This is a genomic window from Desertivirga brevis, assembly GCF_017355835.1.
The window spans coordinates 402,748-420,098 of record NZ_JAFEWF010000001.1; the positions used below are offsets into that span (position 1 = coordinate 402,748).

A 17,351-nucleotide genomic window follows, 5' to 3' on the forward strand; every position below is an offset into this window, starting at 1 on the left:
TGTTGATTTGTATATATGACTGAATTTGGAATTTGTAATTTATCCATTGTACCTATTCGCTCAGAAGCCACAGACCGTAGCGAAATATTATCCCAGCTGCTTTTCGGTGATTGCCTTGAAGTTCTGGAAAAAACAGAAAAATGGATTCGAATCCGTACTTGTTACGACCAATATGAGGGTTGGATAGATCGCAAACAATATGTGGGGATAGATGAGAATGATTTAAAGCAATATAAGGAATCTCTCACCTTGAACTTCGATATAGCACATCGTATAAAAAAACTATCGACTGGTGAAGTAATTTATCTTGCATCAGGGAGTTCGATACCGGATAATATCCTCGACAGGACATTTTCAATAAATGAAGAACGTTATTCCTTTATTGAAAAACCAGTGTTCTGTGGTGCCACTAAATTTCCTAGCGCCGTAGGGCCTCTCGCAACATTATTCCTTCATGCTCCTTACTTATGGGGAGGTCGTACCTTATTCGGCATTGATTGTTCTGGATTCACTCAAATAGTTTACAAGATGTTAGGGATTCAGATAAGTCGCGATGCCTGGCAACAAGCAGAACAAGGTTTGGTAGTTAATTTTTTACAAGAGGTAAAACCAGGCGACCTTGCTTTTTTTGACAATGACGAGGGAAGGATTGTTCATGTAGGAATAATGCTAGATGAAAACAACATTATACATGCATCTGGAAGGGTAAAAATTGATCCGATTGACGACCAGGGAATTTATAGTCTTGACTTAAAAAAGCACACACATAAACTACGCATTATAAAAAGATATACAATTTGATCAAATTTAGTTAGGGGATAACTTTTTGACGATTATTCTATACTTTTGTGTAAGTAATTCGTATGAAACAGCTAACCCTATTATCTTTTCTGCTTTTTTTTGTTAATTGCGCTTTTGCACAGTATGGCAAACTTGAACCGCTCGACCCTAATAAGGAATCTATTTTTGTACTTCGTACGCCAAAGCCAACTTTAGAGAAATTACAAGACACTACAGATAAAGTTAGCAGAAGAAAGGCTGAGTTTATTGAAAATATTGAGTATCAACTGGAAAGCGCAAGACAGGGTTTTCTCGCAATGAAACTACCAACAATAAATCTACAATCATTTTTAAATAGAATCAAATATCTGGAGAGCCACGGGGTTGATGTAAATTATTATGTGCAGGAATACTTTTATTACTTCCCCAACAGAGCTAATAGCAGGTAATTAAAATTCTACACCCCAAATTATTACATTTTTGTCATCTCCGACAGAGATCAAATTGAAAGTTTCTCGTTCCCAAAATATTTTATTTACAGAATGGGAGTGACTTTCAAAACCTTTTTCCCTACTAATGATCTTTTTTAACTTATAGGTTTCTGAATCCCATATCTTAATACTTTTGTCTTGGCTGGCAGTAGCAAAATAGGGAAGGTTTGGATGATACTTTATATCGTAGATTGCAAATAAATGCGCAGGGATAGTTTCAAGGATGGAGAAATCATTAACGTTCCAGATCTTCAGCTGCGCATCCCGGCTTCCAGAAAGGAGTTTAAGACCATCCGGCGAAAATTGTAAGGATGTCACAGGCATAGTATGATCGCGCAACTCAGCGACTAATGAATAATCTTCAACATCAAATATCCTAATGACATTATCTTTCGATCCGAATGCAACTAACTTTTCATCAGGACTAATAGCCAAACATCTAACTGTTTCTTTTGAAACCTCAAATTTGTAAATCAGGTCAGCATTTGCGGGATCTATAATCGAAACTGTACCATCTTCGGAAGTTGCAAGCAACTCTCTTTTTCGCTCAACTGAGGATAGAGCAAAAACAGGTTTGTTATGGTGATTTAAACTTGCTTTAACCCTTTGGTCAACGAAGTCAAATAGGTTTATTCGTCCACTTCTTTCACCTGATGCCAAAATTGGGGCGAAAGAAAGCGCATGAAGTGAATAAACGGAACTGTTCACTGGCATCAAAACTTTAAGGAACTCTTGCTTTTTCGAGCTCCATTCAACAATCCCTTTATCGTTACCTGCGGTAAAAAAAAGGCCAGGTTTCAAAGAGGGCTCAAGGGCGTAAATTGGATTTTGATGACCGGTTAATAACGCTAATCTATTTACTTCAATCATAGAGCTTCAAAATTAGAATTAAAAATTCAATTTAACTGGATAGCATTAGGTCGCTTCCATAAATTGCATTAATAAAACAAAAGCCCGTATTCGGGCTAAAATTTGGTAATACCCATAAAAAAACAGCTTTCTGCTGTCCTCCCTAGGACAATTATTTATGTCTGCTCTCCAGATTTTTGGCGATTGTTTCGAGAGTAAGGTTCTTCTCCTTTAATAAAACTAGAAGATGAAAAACAAGGTCCGAGGCTTCGTTAATCAAATCCTCCTCAGTTTGGGCCAAGGCAGCGATAACTGTTTCAACTCCTTCTTCTCCAACCTTCTGTGCAATCTTGTTCAAACCCTTGTGTCTAAGTTTATTAATATAAGAACTTTCTACAGGGTTTTCGAATCTGTCTTTAATAATTCCTTCAAGCTGAAAGATGAAGTTTTGATTATAGTCAGTTTTGAAGCAACTACGGGAGCCAGTGTGACAGGTGGGCCCAACCGGTTCCACCTTGATCAGCAGCGTATCGTTATCACAGTCGATACTAATTGATTTAACATTAAGGAAATTCCCGCTCTCTTCGCCTTTTGTCCACAAGCGGTTCTTCGTTCGGGAGAAAAAGGTCACTTTTCCTTCGGCCTCAGTTTTCTTAAAAGCCTCTTCATTCATATAACCAAGCATCAACACTTCCAGTGTATTCTCATCCTGAATTACTACCGGAACTAATCCGCCTGATTTTGAGAAATCTATATTCATTATAATCTTACTTCAATTTGATGTTTCTTTAATTCTTCTTTAAGCGAAGGTATAAGGATTTCCCCGTAATGGAAAACTGATGCTGCAAGAGCTGCATCTACATCAGTATGTTGAAAAACATCAATAAAATGCTGAACATTTCCTGCGCCTCCTGATGCTATAAGAGGAATAGATAGAGTATCGTTTACCTTTTTCAAAAGTCCATTATCAAATCCCCCCTTGGTTCCATCATGGTCCATAGAAGTTAAAAGTATTTCCCCTGCTCCGCGTTCCTCAGCCTCTTTAATCCATTGTTCAGTCTGAAATTCGGTAGCTATACGTCCACCGTTTAAGTGTACAAGGTTTCTGCCATCTACAAATTTAGTATCAATTGCCACAACCACAAATTGCCTTCCGAATGCCGCGGCTAATTGGTTAATAAGTCCAGGATTTCTTACTGCTGCAGAATTAATAGAGATTTTATCGGCACCAGAATGCAGAAGAATTTCAGCGTCAGATATCTCATTAATACCGCCACCAATGGTAAAGGGAATATTAACCTGCCGTGCCACAGCTTTCACAAGTTCAACCATAGTCTTCCGACGCTCGTGAGTGGCAGTAATATCCAGAAACACTAGTTCATCAGCACCTTGTTTTGAATATTGATACGCGAGTTCAACAGGATCACCAGCGTCGCGAAGATCAACGAAATTAACGCCCTTAACAGTCCGGCCTTCTTTTACGTCAAGACAAGGGATAATTCTTTTAGCGAGGCTTCCGGCCCCGCGGCCCCCTAAAGAGGGAGTATGCATAGCGGAATGTATGGTGGTCAAAACAGAATCTAAATTTCTAAATAGTTGGTCATTGATAGAACGAATTAGCTTACTTCTGAAAGAGTCAAGTAAAATTGGTTGCCCTTTATAGTATTTATAACTTCTGGCTCCAGGTAATAAGAACTTTCGGTTTCAATATCTTGTAATGAACACAATGACAGTAAAAAAATTTTCAATATAAAGCCTTATTAAATGCTGTCTTCTAAACTTGTACCCTAATTGGTTGATTCCCCTTCAAATTTCGTGAAGTAACATTTCCGAATAAGTCGAACTCTCTCTTAACTCGTTAGCTATCTGAAAAATTAACCCAGATGCTACTTGAAACAATTTTGGCTTTTTTAATAAAGCAATAGTCAGGAATTCCACCTTTACGGAGATGAGGCCCCGTAAAATTTTAAAAAGAAATCAGGCTTTTTAAATTCCAGTCCTTAACTTGTTCTACAGTAATCCTGCCTTCATAAATTGCTTTACCAACCACACATGCCTCAACTTTAATATCCTGCAGGCCTTTAATATCGTCCATCGAGCTAATACCACCCGAAGCAATCAGTTTGATAAAAGGAGAGTGGTCTAACAATTTTGTATAAAGTTCAACACCTGCACCGCCAAGCTTTCCATCTTTATTTATATCAGTACAAAGAAAACGGAAAAATCCAAGGTTTAAACAACGGTCAACGTAATCCATTAGTTTGATTGGAGAACTTTCCATCCAACCAGAATACTTAATGACCTCATCTAATACGTCAATAGCTACCACAATCTGGTCTGACAGCTTTTCTTTACCACATACCTGCTCACTTAATTGAGGAAGAAAATCAGGATTTGTTATAGCCTGAGTACCAACAATAACGCGATGAATACCAGCATCCAGCAACTCCTTAACTTTCTCTATACTTCTTACTCCACCACCATACTGAACTTTCATCTCAGTTTTCTTGATGATATCGAAAAGATATTCCTGGTTCGAAAAATCACCTTTTGCGCCGTTCAAATCAATAATGTGCACATATTCTGTACCGTTCGACTGGTACTTTTCTATCATCTCCTCTAAAGTTACATCGTAAAATGTAGCTTCACTGTAGTTTCCTTCACGCAAACGGACAACTTTTTTGTCCAAAATATCAATGGCCGGAATAATATACATAGTTTAACGTTTTGCTTTTTATTTAAATGGTCGTACAGACCGAAAAAATACTTTTTATACTAATGGACTTTAATTGAGGCAAAGTTTTTTAATAATTGCTCGCCAGCTAATCCCGACTTTTCGGGATGAAATTGAACTCCATAAAAATTTCCATTCTTTAAGGCTGCAGAGTACTTTAACCCGTACTCCGTAGATGCGATTGTAAAAGTAGGATTAAATTCAATAAAATAGGAATGTACATAATAAAAGTAAGTTCCACTAGGAATATCCTTAAACAACTCATTATCAAGCTCCCCATTAACCTTATTCCAACCCATGTGAGGAACCTTTAGTTTTAGGTTTTCTAAAAAATGACGTGTTTTTAAAGGGGCTATCCCTAATAGTTGCGCATCGCCCTCCTCAGAATGATCAGTCAATAGCTGCATTCCTACACAGATCCCTAGGACAGGCTTTTTAGTATTCTTTATCTTTTCGACCATTCCACTTTCCTGAAGCTTCTTCATGGCAGCTCCGGCATGACCAACCCCCGGAATTATGATCCGTTCATACCTTTCAAATTCATCTACCGAGTTAATCATCTCATAAGAGATGTTTTGACGCTCTAGAGCTGCAGTAAGTGAAAAAATATTGCCTGCCCCGTAATTAACGATACCTACTTGAGCATTTCCGGAATCAATTTTAATATCGTCACTCATGATTTAATCTTTACAGCTATACATCTAGCTACTTTCTTCCCAATTAATATTAGAACTTACGTTCCTTGAGGAATGCGTCCCCTTAACTACAAAAGACCCTTTGTACTTGGCAGTTGCATATTGTTCACATCACGTTTAACCGCAACTTTAATTGCCTTTGCAAAGGCTTTAAATATAGCTTCTATTTTATGATGTTCATTCTGACCTTCAGCCTTAATATTCAAATTGCTTCTTGAGGCATCGCTAAAGGACTTGAAAAAATGAAAAAACATCTCTGTAGGCATTTCCCCAATTTTCTCTCTTTTAAATTCTGCGTCCCATACGATCCAATTACGTCCTCCGAAATCAATTGCCACCTGTGCTAAGCAGTCATCCATTGGCAGACAGAAGCCATAGCGTTCGATTCCCCTTTTATCGCCTAAAGCTTGAGCCAGAGCCTCACCAAGAGCTATTCCAGTATCCTCGATCGTATGGTGCTCGTCTATGTGCAAGTCGCCCTTTGCTTCAATTTCCAGATCTATACTGCCATGACGGGCTATTTGATCTAGCATATGGTCAAAGAAATGCAAACCTGTAGAAATCTTTGCATTACCCTTACCGTCTAAGTTTAATTTAATAAAGATATCAGTCTCTTTAGTCGTTCTACGATGTTCAATTTCTCTTTTTCCAACTTTCAAAAACTCATAAACGTCTTTCCATAGTGTGGTATCCAAAGCAATGTAAGGTTTCAATTCGGTTGCCTGCTCCCTGATCTCATCAGAACCTAAGTCGGGATTTTGCTTGAGCCAAATCGCTTTACAGCCTAAATTTTTTGCAAGAGCTACATCTGTAATTCTATCTCCAATCACGAAAGAGTTGGCGACGTCGTATTTTTCAGATTCGAAATAATGAGTTAAAAGAGCAGTTCCGGGTTTACGGGTAGGGGCATTCTCATGAGCGAATGTTTTATCAATAATAACCTCTTTAAAAGAAACTCCTTCAGCTTCAAACGACTCAATTATAAAATTATGAACGGGCCAAAAATTTTCCTCTGGATGCGAATCTGTACCGAGACCATCCTGATTGGTCACCATTACAAGATCAAAATCCAGTTCTTCGGCAATTTTCGTCATGTACTTGAAGGCTGCAGGATAGAATTTCAATTTCTCAAATGAATCTACCTGGTAGTCTTCCGGTTCAAGGCATAATGTTCCGTCACGGTCAATGAAAAGTACTTTACGGGCGCTCATATTAGGAGTGATATGTTTTAAGAGTTTCAATTAGAGTTTGGTTTTCAGCTGGTGTACCAACTGTGATTCTTAAACTTCCTTCACAAAGTTCTACCTTAGAACGATCACGAACAATAATACCCTTACTCACAAGAAAGTTGTAAATACTTTTAGCATCAGTAGTTTTAGCCAGAATAAAGTTTGCATCTGAAGGGAAAACCTTTAGTACGAAAGGAAGCTTGAGTAACTCTTTTACAAGATCTTCCCGTTCTTTAATTGTATCCTTTATCCAGCCATTAACCTGGTCTATGTTTTGTAAAGCTTCGAGAGCTATAATCTGTGAAGCTTCATTTATGTTGTATGGGGGCTTTACCTTGTTAAATACCTCTATGATCTCCTCGCTTGCAAAAGCCATACCTACACGTAGGGCCGCAAGTCCCCATGCTTTCGAGAGGGTTTGAAGAACCACAAGATTACTGTATTCAGTGAGTTCCTGGATAAAAGTTTTTTGACGGGAATAATTGATGTATGCCTCATCGATAACCACGATCCCAGTAAAATTAGCAAGAACAGTTTCTATATCCTCTCGATTGATTGAATTAGCCGTGGGATTGTTAGGCGAGCAGATGAAGATCAGCTTAGTATTCTCATCTATTGCTTCAGCTATCCCATCTAAATTAAGCTGGTAATCAATCGTTAACGGCACCTTCTTAATGGCAATATCGTTGATATTAGCAGACACCTCATACATTCCATAAGTAGGAGGAACGGTGATAACATTATCAACTCCCGGACGACAAAAAGCCCTGAACAGGATATCAATTGCTTCGTCACTACCGTTACCTAAAAAAATATTTTGAGGAGGCACACCCTTAATCTCACTAATTCTTTTTTTAACCTTCCACTGGAGCGGGTCCGGGTAACGATTGTATTGGTCCTTGATAGGAGAGCCGTAGCTGTTTTCATTGGCATCAAGAAAAACTGATGCTTCGCCCTTAAACTCATCCCTTGCGGAAGAGTAGGGTACTAAGTTTTTTATATTCTCTCTTAAAAGAGTGTTAAGATTAAATTCCATTGTGTCAAATTTAGCTAAGTCCAACTTTTCTAACTGTTACCGCATTCTTATGAGCCTGAAGCCCTTCTAATTCCGCAAGCACTTCCACAGCTGTTCCTATGTTTTGAATTCCCTGCGGGGTAATATGCTGGAAGGTGACTTTCTTAACAAAAGAATCGACTGAGACACCGGAGTAAGACCGAGCATAAGCGCTTGTGGGAAGCGTATGGTTTGTACCGGAAGCGTAATCTCCCGCGCTCTCTGGTGTAAGGTTTCCAAGAAATACAGAACCTGCGTTACTAATTAAGTTGGTTATAGATGACCAGTTTTCGGTAGCAAGAATTAAGTGTTCAGGAGCATAGACGTTACTAAAACTCATGGCAACTTCGAGGCTTTCTGCCAGTACTGCATACGAATTTTCAATTGCCTTTGCTGCAATTTCTCTCCTTGGCAATACCTGAAGTTGAGCTCCTAATTCCTTAATTGTTTCAGATATAATAAAGGGAGAAGTTGCTACAAGAACGGATTGGGAATCTACTCCATGTTCAGCCTGAGCTAAAAGATCGGCCGCAACATAAACAGGGTTAGAAGTATCATCCGCTATCACAAGCACCTCTGATGGCCCGGCCGGCATATCAATAGCGGTTTGTGTTGTAGATTGAATGATAGTTTTAGCTTTAGTCACATATTGATTTCCCGGACCAAAGATCTTATCTACTTTAGGGATACTCTCTGTTCCGTAAGCCATGGCAGCAACAGCCTGAGCTCCGCCTGCAAGATAAATCCTGTCGATCTCAAGCAATTTCGCGACATAGGCGACATAGCAATTGATAGAGCCGTCCTTTTGAGGAGGTGAGCATACTACTATTTCCTTGCATCCGGCAATTTTTGCAGGAATTCCCAACATTAGAAATGTGCTTGGAAGAACGGCTGTACCACCGGGAATATACAAACCAACTTTTTCGATTGGCCTCAATTCCCGCCAGCAGGTTACACCAGGCATCGTTTCTACCTTGTCTTCTTGCTTAAGCTGCGTTTGGTGAAACTTGTAGATATTCTGGAACGCCGTTTCTATTGCAAGCCTCTGCTCTTCCGCAATTGTAGAAGCTATCTCTCTAATCTGCTCCTTATTTAAAAATAGAGATGTAAGTTTTACTTTATCGAAAGCTTCTGCAAAGCTTAAAAGTGCGGTGTCTCCCTTTAGTTTTACTTCTGAAATTATTGATTCGACCCGTTCGCCTATCACATTGCTTTCATCCGCATTTCTTGAAACGAGTGCTTCTATCTCAGCTGTACCTAATTCTTTGTACTTATAAGTCTTAAGCATCTTTATACCTCATCCCCCAAAGGAGGAACTTTTGAACGTATAAGCTACCTCAGCAGCCTTTAAATTATTATCTTTTCAATTGGCATTACCACAATTCCCTGGGCTCCGGCCGCTTTTAACTGACTGATCTTTCCCCAAAAATCTTTTTCAGGAATCACCGTATGTACAGCCACCCATCCTTCTTCAGCTAAAGGAACAACAGTTGGGCTCTTGATACCAGGAAGAAGAGCTTTGATCTCATCCAAATGAGCTTTCTCTACATTAAGTACCACATACTTTGTTTCCTTAGCTCTCAAAACGGATTGAATCCGCTGGATTAATTCTATAATAAGTGGATCATTTTCTTCCCCTTTTCGTCCAATTAATACAGCTTCGGAGTGTAAAACGTCACCGAAAGCTTTTAACCCATTACTTTTTAAAGTACCTCCGGTCGAAACAAGATCACAAATTGCATCACTTAAACCCAAACCCGGGGAAATTTCAACAGAACCAGAAATGGTACGTATTTCAGATTGAATATTATTATCTGCTAAGAACTTCTTCAGAATAGAAGGGTATGAGGTAGCAATTGCTTTTCCATTTAAATCACTCAGGCTTTGATAATTAGCCTGGTTAGGAACAGCAAGCTTCAAAGAGCACTTCCCAAATCCAAGTCGCTGTAAGTAGGCTACGTCAACCTCGGTTTCGCAAATTACATTTTCACCAACAATACCAAGATCAGCAATCCCGTCCTGAACATACTCCGGAATATCGTCATCACGAAGGAAAAGGATCTCTAAAGGAAAATTGGAAACCGGGGAAATTAAAGAGCTTTTGTAGTTTTCGAAATTTAAACCGCAGTTTTTAAGAAGCTCAACAGATTTTTCGTTTAACCTACCCGACTTCTGGATAGCAATTTTGAGTGTTTTCAATGTTTAAAATTTTATAATCAGTTCAACAATATATTCGGGGTAAACATGCTTCACGTAGAAACATACAAATTCAATCTATCGCCTACTGGCGATGATGGAAGTGCATGTGATGTGTGAAAACGTGTTTCATTTTGTTGATATCCTGATTAACAGGGAGCCGCAAATATATAGAAAAATCAAAATTAAAAAGCCAAAATTCAAAAAAGCACCTTTAACAGTACACTGGGCATCTTCTCACAGAATAATTCTTTAAATCTATCCTTAAATAAATAGCTCTATCTTTGCCCTATGGCGCAGACTTTCGAAGATTTTAAATTAAACCGGCAAATACTTAATGCTATTGAGGATGCTGGCTACACACAACCAACGCCAATTCAGGAAAAAGCTATAGTCCCAATTTTGTCCGGACAAGACATTATGGGAATTGCTCAAACCGGGACCGGTAAAACGGCTGCTTACGTTTTACCAATGTTAATGAAACTGAAATACGCTCAAGGAGTTGATCCAAGAGCTTTAATCATTGCTCCAACAAGAGAGCTTGCAATGCAGATAGAAGAGAATATTAAACTCTTCGCGAAATACACTGACCTGAGAACCGTCGTGCTGTACGGAGGTTTAGGACCTAAAACCCAAATAGCGGAGTTAGAGAAAGGATGTGATATTATAGTAGCTACACCCGGACGCTTCCTTGACCTTTATCTTGCAGGTAATATAAATACCAAATACCTCCAGTTCCTGGTAATGGATGAAGCTGATAAAATGATGGATATGGGTTTCATTGGTTCAATCCACCGTATTTTAGAGGTAGTACCAAGGAAGCGACAGAACTTATTATTTTCTGCGACAATGGGAGAGCTGGTCCACAAAATAGCTGGAGACTTTTTAAAATTTCCAACAGTAATTGAAGTTGCACCACAGGCCACACCAGCTCAGACAGTAACTCAGATACTATACAACGTTCCTAATTTAAAGACAAAACTGAACCTGCTTCAGCACTTATTGAAAAACGATGAAGAATTCCATCGGCTTATTATTTTTTGTAAGACGAAGAATGTTGCAGATAATATATTCAGTTTTTTGGAGCGCCGTTATGGCGATAACAACGTAAGGGTTATTCACGCTAATAAGGGCCAAAATACACGAATAAATTCTATCAATGCTTTTAAAGAAGGAGAGGTTCGGATACTTGTAGCTACCGATGTTGCAGCTCGAGGCCTCGACGTTACTAATGTAAGTCATGTTATTAATTTTGATGTTCCTATTGTCATTGAGGATTACGTACACCGTATTGGAAGAACTGGGCGGGCATATAATACTGGGACGGCTATAACTTTCTGCAATCCGGCGGAAACTTATTACGTTAAGAAAATTGAGAAACTAATCAGACAGGATATTCCTGTTGAAAAGATTCCCGAAGCTGTTTTTGTTGAAGAAACTCCTTACAACGAGCGACAGGAGATCGCCAAGGAAATTGATATTCAAAAACGAAAAGAGAATCCAGAGTTTAAAGGTGCGTTCCACGACAAAAAAGCATCAAACACTAAAGACAATAAGAACAATAAGTCTGGTAAGTCGCAAAAGGAGTCTAAAGAGAGCTTTAAAGAAAGGACCGCGGCAGCAAAAAAAGCCCTCAGTAAGGGATCCTTTCAGGGAAACAAACGGGGAAAAAGATAAGGTTCCATGAAAGTTACACCCTTCAACCTCGTATTCGCAGTATTACTGGGACATTTTGGCGTTAACTTACTGAGCATAAATAAAACGAGTGCAAAAAGCCTGAACGCAGGCTTCAGCTATTGGCATCTTGTAATATTAATTTTCATTGTTGTAGCTGATATAATTCTCAGAGCTATTATCGCCGACACAAAGAAACTTTGGCTTATAGAATCATTATGTGTTGTAGTCTCTGCAGCACTGGTTGGTTTTATTCTATAATCATAAGAACATCATTATTCAATTAATCATTTTGATTGTAGATAAAGCTTTTAACATCTTTGTGACCGAATCAGTGTAGGTGCAGCCACCCAAAATAGATCAATGTAATCAATTCAAATAATGAAGAAAGCAGAAATAAAACTTACGATAGAACTGGATGATAATAACGTTCCTGAGAACATAACATGGGAATCTACTGACGGCGAAAACAAAGAAGCTCTTCCAGTTAAGTCGATGATGTTAGCTCTGTGGGATCATAACTATAAGAACTCCTTACGGATTGACCTGTGGACGAAAGACATGCCAGTGGATGAGATGAAAAGATTTTTCTACGAGACTCTTCAAACAATGGGCGACAGCTTTTTAAGAGCAACAGGAGAGAAGAATATAGTAGAGGATTTACGTGATTACTGCGCCCATTTTGCAGAAAAAATGGAGATCACTCAGCAGAGTTAAAAAATAAAAACGGGGATGTAGAATCCCCGTTCTCCGAAAAAATAGCAATATGCTAAGGATTGACGGTGTTCTTTAGTGTAACGGCGTGATCCAAATGCATTTTTAATACAGGAATTTTGTCTTGAGCGAATTTCTTAATTTCAGGATCATCCAGATCATCTGCGGCTTCTTCAAAAAGGTTTACAGTTCTCTGATGGGAGTCTACCATCATTTGTGCGTACACACGATCGAAGTCCGCACCAGAACGCGCATTTAAATCATTATACATCGCTCTGTGCTCCTCATTCATGCTAGTAGGCATTGCGATTCCGTTTTGCTCAGCAACAGCCTGTAGCTCAATAGTTGCGGCAGTATGATCTGCAATCATCATATTGCCATAATTTTTTACTTCAGCTCTCGCTCCCTTAGCCGCAGATGCAGCCAGTTTGCCTGACTCTATTTCAAACATGTTACTGCTAGCAGCTTTGGAGACAAATTCAGTCTCATCCCCTTCATCAATGTCGTCTTTGTCGCAAGCTTGTATTGTACATGCTCCAATTAAAATTAGTCCAATAATTCTGAATGTTTTCATAGTGTAGAAATTAAAGTTTAATGTTACCTGGCTGGTAAACACGGTCTAAATCAAGCAGTTCTTCTAAAAGGAAAATAGGGTATTTTACCCTTTATTTAATTTTTTACCCAACTATAATGGCTTTAATTTTTAACAAGCCTAAAAACTATCTTTGCAACTCCATGAACACATTTTCGCAAGTTAAATTTTTAGTGAGAAAAGAAATACTTCTGGAGTGGCGGTCAAAATACGCGTTGAACGGCATCCTGCTTTACTTGGTATCTACAATATTTGTTTGCTTTCTATCTTTTAAAAAGGTCGATCCGATAACATGGAATGCTTTGTTTTGGATAATAATGTTGTTTGCTTCTGTTAATGCAATTGCGAAGAGTTTTCTACAGGAGAGTAAGGGCCGGCAGTTATATTATTACAGTATTACTAGCGCAAAGGCTGTAATTCTTTCAAAAATAATATACAATGTACTACTGATGTTAGTGTTGGCAGCTCTCGCCATTGGATTTTATTCAATTGTTTTTGAGAACCAGATCGGCGATTTGCTTTTCTATCTTTTGTCTGTTTTTATCGGGAGTGTAAGCTTTGCCTCTGTTTTCACCATGATCTCCGGTATCGCTTCAAAAGCAAACAATAGTGGTGCTTTAATGGCAATTTTAAGCTTTCCAGTTATTATACCATTACTGATGCTTTTAATTAAATTATCAAAAAATGCAATGGATGGTTTGCAGCGCGAAGTTAGTTTAGATGAGATCGCCGTTCTCATAGCTATCAACATTGTGGTAGGGACCGCATCACTGATACTGTTTCCCTATCTCTGGAAAGATTAAAAATTAAGCATAGTAGAAACTATACATAAGATAAAGGCTCAGGGCTGCAAGTAATAGAACAAAAAAGGAATCTCGAATACCTTTTCGAATACTATCTAATTCCGGGTGTTCTTTCATGAATGCTTTTATTGGTTAAACAATTTCTAAACCTTTTGGTTTTTCAACCATTTCAAAATCCGTCCATTTTACTATACATTACTCCCATTTAAACCATGTTGGAACTCTTATTTAAGGCAGTTTAGGCTGTGGATTGATTTTTGATTTATACAGTTAACACTTATGATATAAACCATGAGAAAAAATACTCATTTATTTACTGCTATTTACTATACCTTCTTATCATCCTGTATTATTTCTTTAACCCTGGCGGGATGTGGCAAAACCGCGAAAATAGGCGCACAGCCCTTAGTGGACAGTGTATATATAACTAATTTCATGCAATCAGAACCTGCATTTAAAGATGAATTAGTATTTGCTAAAAATTTCTATCGGGAGAGGGGATTCAAATTAGGATGGTTTAAAGACCATGAAATAGTACCCCAAGCAGAAAAAATGCTCCAGGTAGTCGCTAAAGCAGCGGAAGAAGGGCTCGATCCCAAAGACTATCAAATTATTAATTTTGACGAAAAGTTCAAGGCACTTAAAGAGGCTAAGAAAGACTCCACTAAACTTAAAGAGTTAGAAAAAGAAATTGATTTGGGACTATCAGCAACCTATTTCAACTGGGCATCCGATTACTACAGGGGCTTAATCATTCCGAAAAGGAACCCTGAGATGGAATGGGATGTTAAACGCAATAAGATCAAACTTCATAAAGCATTGATGACAATACTAGGGGAACGGGAGAGCAAATATCCTTATGCTGATTTTAGTCCCCTGCACCCTCAATATACTAATTTGAAGAAAGCCCTCGCCCGATACCGGGAAGTACAGGCAAAAGGAGGTTGGCCAAATATTCCAACAGGATCAAAAGTTAAATTGGGGGAAGCTTCTCCTGTTGTCCCCTTGCTTCGTAAAAGGCTTGCAGAGTTTAATGATAATACAGACACCGTTAATTCTAATAGTAATGTATATGACGCTAATTTGTCTACTGCTCTAAAGAGATTTCAGGAATATAATGGTCTTAAGCCTGATGGAGGGCTTGGTCCGGCAACAATTGCTAAACTTAATATCCCTGTCCAAAATCAGATCAAGCAGATAATTATTAACATGGAGCGTTGGAGATGGATACCAAAGAGCTTTGAGCAAGATTACATCATCGTAAATATCCCTGAATACAAGCTCCGTGTGTTTGAAAAAGCAAGACAGGTAATGGATATGAAAGTGATAGTAGGTAAGTCAATGCATGAGACACCTATATTTAGTGATAAGATGGAGTATGTTGTACTTTCACCATACTGGAACATCCCTTCAGGAATTCTTAAAAATGAAATTGCGCCTAAAGCAATGGCCGACCCTGGCTTTCTTGAACGTATGGACATGGAGGTTGTTACAGCCAAAGGCGCAAGGGTTGATCCATCTTCAGTAGACTGGTCAATGGCTGGACAAGCAGGATTTAAGTACATCGTAAGAAGACGCCCCGGACCTAAAAACGATCTGGGAGACGTTAAATTCATATTCCCAAATGAAAACGATGTGTATTTGCATGACACTCCACACGACGAATTGTTCAGCCAGACAAAAAGAGGATTTAGCCATGGATGCGTTAGGGTGGAAAGACCACTTGACCTTGCCGCTTATCTGCTTAAGAACGTCGGTTATGATCGGTCGTCAATTATGCAGCACATTAGCACAAGGAAAGAAAAGTTTGTACCGTTAAAGCAGAAACTGCCAGTTTACCTGGTATACTTTACAGCTGCAGCTGATGAAAAAGGACGAGTTAGCTTTTACGACGATATTTATCAGCACGATCAGAAACTTTCTTCTATGTATTTCAGCAAACTCTAAAGCGTAAACAGGTATTTATAACACAAACATCTTAAAAAGACTTTCCTTATTGAGAAATGATAGGTGAAGAAGAAATAGAAAATGTGACGGAATACCTGAATGTCATTAAAGCGTATAAAAGGAAGGCAAATGCAAACGGGAATGTAGAAGACTTTGTATTTAGGGGTCAGACGGGAGATTTACCACTGATCCCTAAAATAGGGAGGTTAAGGCCTCTTGGTGATCTCCTTACCATTGAAAGGTTATTATTAGAAGAATTTAAACGCACTAATCCATTACTGATTGAAGCGCACAGACCCTACGACGATTGGGACTATTTGACATTAGGACAGCACTTCGGCCTCCCAACCCGGTTACTTGACTGGTCACATAATGCGTTGACAGCTCTATGGTTCGCTACCAATGAAAACCCTGTACACAGGAATTCTACTGGATATTCAATTGTCTGGGTTCTTATGCCACTGTCTGATGATTACGAATTTAAGGTTGAAGGACATCATCCCTTTCTAATTGAAAAAACAAGAATCTTCAGACCTAGGATAATAAAGCAAAGGATAAACAATCAATCCGGCGTATTTTCAATACAGCCTTCACATGAAGTTGAGAATAAATGTGAATTAGATAAAACAGATATCTTTTCTAATAAGTTACTTAAACTAAAAATTCCTATATCCAATTCCAAGGAAATCAAAGAGGATCTCAACACTCTGGGTATTAATGCATTCACTATTTTCCCGGAGTTGGAAGGTCTGTGTGCCCATTTACAATGGCGATATTTCGAATGATCAATGACGATGAGCCTGTAATTGGTTATATAGTTACAACATTATAGAGACTTGAATATTACATTGAAGAAAGTTTATCGCAGGATATTAGCCGCAGTGATGCTATTTACAGCAGAAGCCCTTCTGGCAGCTTTGATTTTTGTATGCCTCGTATTAACATTCCTTGCTATTGCTTATTATGTGCTTTCTAACAACAAAAACGATTTTGATACCGCAGCCTTTCAATTTTTAGACACCTATATTAGTGATTCAACCACTCGCATAATGCTTTTCTTTACCACTCTTGGAAATTATCAAAGCTTGGTGATAGCAAACGTATTATTAACGCTATACTTTTTGCTTATCCGAAGGCACAAGTGGTATTCAATTAAAATAGCGAGTATTGCCTTAAGTAGTGTAACTGTTATGTCCTTACTCAAATTGTGGTTTAACAGATCAAGGCCGTTAACGCCTTTGCTAGAACCGGCAAGGGGCTTAAGCTTTCCTAGTGGTCATGCCATGAGCAGCGTTACCTTTTTTGGGCTTATTATCTATTATATTTATCGAAATGTTAAAAATACTGCATTAAAGATCGTTCTAATATCTATTTTGATCCTGATAATCTTAACTATAGGCCTTAGCAGAGTTTATTTGAGAGTACATTACGCAAGTGATGTGATTGCAGGTTTCTTCGCAGGAACTATTTGGCTAATGATCTCTATCTCGATATTAAGAAAAATTGAACTTTTTAGTAAAAAGGAACTGAACAAGGTTGTAGAAAAGGTGGAGGCTTAAAAAAGATAATACTGGCAGTCCATTCTACCAGTAT

At 38.5% G+C, this 17,351-nt stretch carries 19 protein-coding genes; 9 read left to right on the forward strand and 10 right to left on the reverse strand.

The window, feature by feature from the left end:
* The first annotated feature begins 15 nt into the window (after positions 1-15).
* Positions 16-801: a C40 family peptidase gene (locus tag J4N25_RS01690; RefSeq protein ID WP_207420408.1), complete on the forward strand. Its 786-nt coding sequence runs from the start codon at positions 16-18 to the stop codon at positions 799-801.
* A 62-nt stretch (positions 802-863) separates the two neighbouring features.
* The gene (locus tag J4N25_RS01695; protein WP_207420409.1) at positions 864-1,229 is read left to right on the forward strand and encodes a hypothetical protein; all 366 of its coding nucleotides are present in this window, start codon (positions 864-866) and stop codon (positions 1,227-1,229) included.
* On the opposite strand, the gene J4N25_RS01700 is transcribed toward J4N25_RS01695, so the two are convergent.
* The 9 genes from J4N25_RS01700 to hisG all read right to left on the reverse strand — a co-directional run bounded on the left by J4N25_RS01700 (position 1,230) and on the right by hisG (position 10,031).
* The gene (locus J4N25_RS01700) at positions 1,230-2,141 is read right to left on the reverse strand and encodes a WD40 repeat domain-containing protein (RefSeq protein ID WP_207420410.1); all 912 of its coding nucleotides are present in this window, start codon (positions 2,139-2,141) and stop codon (positions 1,230-1,232) included. It abuts the gene before it with no gap.
* A gap of 151 nt (positions 2,142-2,292) precedes the next feature.
* Complete coding sequence (hisIE, locus tag J4N25_RS01705; RefSeq protein WP_207420411.1) at positions 2,293-2,880, reverse strand: bifunctional phosphoribosyl-AMP cyclohydrolase/phosphoribosyl-ATP diphosphatase HisIE; 588 nt, start codon at positions 2,878-2,880, stop codon at positions 2,293-2,295.
* Positions 2,880-3,671: an imidazole glycerol phosphate synthase subunit HisF gene (gene hisF / locus J4N25_RS01710; RefSeq protein ID WP_207420412.1), complete on the reverse strand. Its 792-nt coding sequence runs from the start codon at positions 3,669-3,671 to the stop codon at positions 2,880-2,882. The genes hisIE and hisF overlap by 1 nt, the downstream gene beginning before the upstream one ends.
* Positions 3,672-4,086: 415 nt before the next feature.
* Entirely contained in the window at positions 4,087-4,836 is a 750-nt protein-coding gene (locus tag J4N25_RS01715; RefSeq protein ID WP_207420413.1) for a 1-(5-phosphoribosyl)-5-[(5-phosphoribosylamino)methylideneamino]imidazole-4-carboxamide isomerase, read from the reverse strand.
* A gap of 59 nt (positions 4,837-4,895) precedes the next feature.
* Complete coding sequence (gene hisH / locus J4N25_RS01720; protein WP_207420414.1) at positions 4,896-5,531, reverse strand: imidazole glycerol phosphate synthase subunit HisH; 636 nt, start codon at positions 5,529-5,531, stop codon at positions 4,896-4,898.
* A gap of 86 nt (positions 5,532-5,617) precedes the next feature.
* Entirely contained in the window at positions 5,618-6,760 is a 1,143-nt protein-coding gene (hisB, locus tag J4N25_RS01725; RefSeq protein WP_207421597.1) for a bifunctional histidinol-phosphatase/imidazoleglycerol-phosphate dehydratase HisB, read from the reverse strand.
* 1 nt (position 6,761) lies between these two features.
* Entirely contained in the window at positions 6,762-7,814 is a 1,053-nt protein-coding gene (gene hisC / locus J4N25_RS01730) for a histidinol-phosphate transaminase (protein ID WP_207420415.1), read from the reverse strand.
* 10 nt (positions 7,815-7,824) lie between these two features.
* On the reverse strand, positions 7,825-9,120 hold the full coding sequence (hisD, locus tag J4N25_RS01735) for a histidinol dehydrogenase (RefSeq protein WP_207420416.1): 1,296 nt from the start codon (positions 9,118-9,120) through the stop codon (positions 7,825-7,827).
* A 59-nt stretch (positions 9,121-9,179) separates the two neighbouring features.
* Positions 9,180-10,031: an ATP phosphoribosyltransferase gene (gene hisG / locus J4N25_RS01740; protein WP_207420417.1), complete on the reverse strand. Its 852-nt coding sequence runs from the start codon at positions 10,029-10,031 to the stop codon at positions 9,180-9,182.
* A gap of 288 nt (positions 10,032-10,319) precedes the next feature.
* Between hisG and J4N25_RS01745 the strand changes: the two genes are divergently transcribed.
* The 3 genes from J4N25_RS01745 to gldC all read left to right on the forward strand — a co-directional run bounded on the left by J4N25_RS01745 (position 10,320) and on the right by gldC (position 12,419).
* Entirely contained in the window at positions 10,320-11,705 is a 1,386-nt protein-coding gene (locus tag J4N25_RS01745) for a DEAD/DEAH box helicase (protein ID WP_207420418.1), read from the forward strand.
* Between the two features lie 6 nt (positions 11,706-11,711).
* Positions 11,712-11,963, forward strand: coding sequence for a hypothetical protein (locus tag J4N25_RS01750; RefSeq protein ID WP_207420419.1), 252 nt, complete (start codon positions 11,712-11,714; stop codon positions 11,961-11,963).
* A gap of 120 nt (positions 11,964-12,083) precedes the next feature.
* Positions 12,084-12,419: a gliding motility protein GldC gene (gldC, locus tag J4N25_RS01755; protein WP_207420420.1), complete on the forward strand. Its 336-nt coding sequence runs from the start codon at positions 12,084-12,086 to the stop codon at positions 12,417-12,419.
* A 52-nt stretch (positions 12,420-12,471) separates the two neighbouring features.
* Here the strand turns inward: gldC and J4N25_RS01760 are convergent, their stop codons facing one another.
* Positions 12,472-12,990 (reverse strand): DUF4142 domain-containing protein, encoded by a 519-nt coding sequence (locus tag J4N25_RS01760; RefSeq protein WP_207420421.1) that lies wholly within the window; start codon positions 12,988-12,990, stop codon positions 12,472-12,474.
* Positions 12,991-13,151: 161 nt separating this feature from the next.
* On the opposite strand from J4N25_RS01760, the gene J4N25_RS01765 reads away from it, so the two are divergent.
* From J4N25_RS01765 to J4N25_RS01780, 4 genes are all read left to right on the forward strand, one after another.
* A complete protein-coding gene (locus tag J4N25_RS01765) occupies positions 13,152-13,811 on the forward strand; it encodes a heme exporter protein CcmB (RefSeq protein WP_207421598.1) in 660 nt (219 codons plus the stop codon).
* Between the two features lie 291 nt (positions 13,812-14,102).
* A complete protein-coding gene (locus J4N25_RS01770) occupies positions 14,103-15,758 on the forward strand; it encodes a L,D-transpeptidase family protein (protein WP_207420422.1) in 1,656 nt (551 codons plus the stop codon).
* Positions 15,759-15,814: 56 nt separating this feature from the next.
* A complete protein-coding gene (locus J4N25_RS01775; protein ID WP_207420423.1) occupies positions 15,815-16,543 on the forward strand; it encodes an FRG domain-containing protein in 729 nt (242 codons plus the stop codon).
* Between the two features lie 63 nt (positions 16,544-16,606).
* The gene (locus J4N25_RS01780) at positions 16,607-17,317 is read left to right on the forward strand and encodes a phosphatase PAP2 family protein (protein ID WP_207420424.1); all 711 of its coding nucleotides are present in this window, start codon (positions 16,607-16,609) and stop codon (positions 17,315-17,317) included.
* The last annotated feature ends 34 nt before the right edge of the window (positions 17,318-17,351 follow it).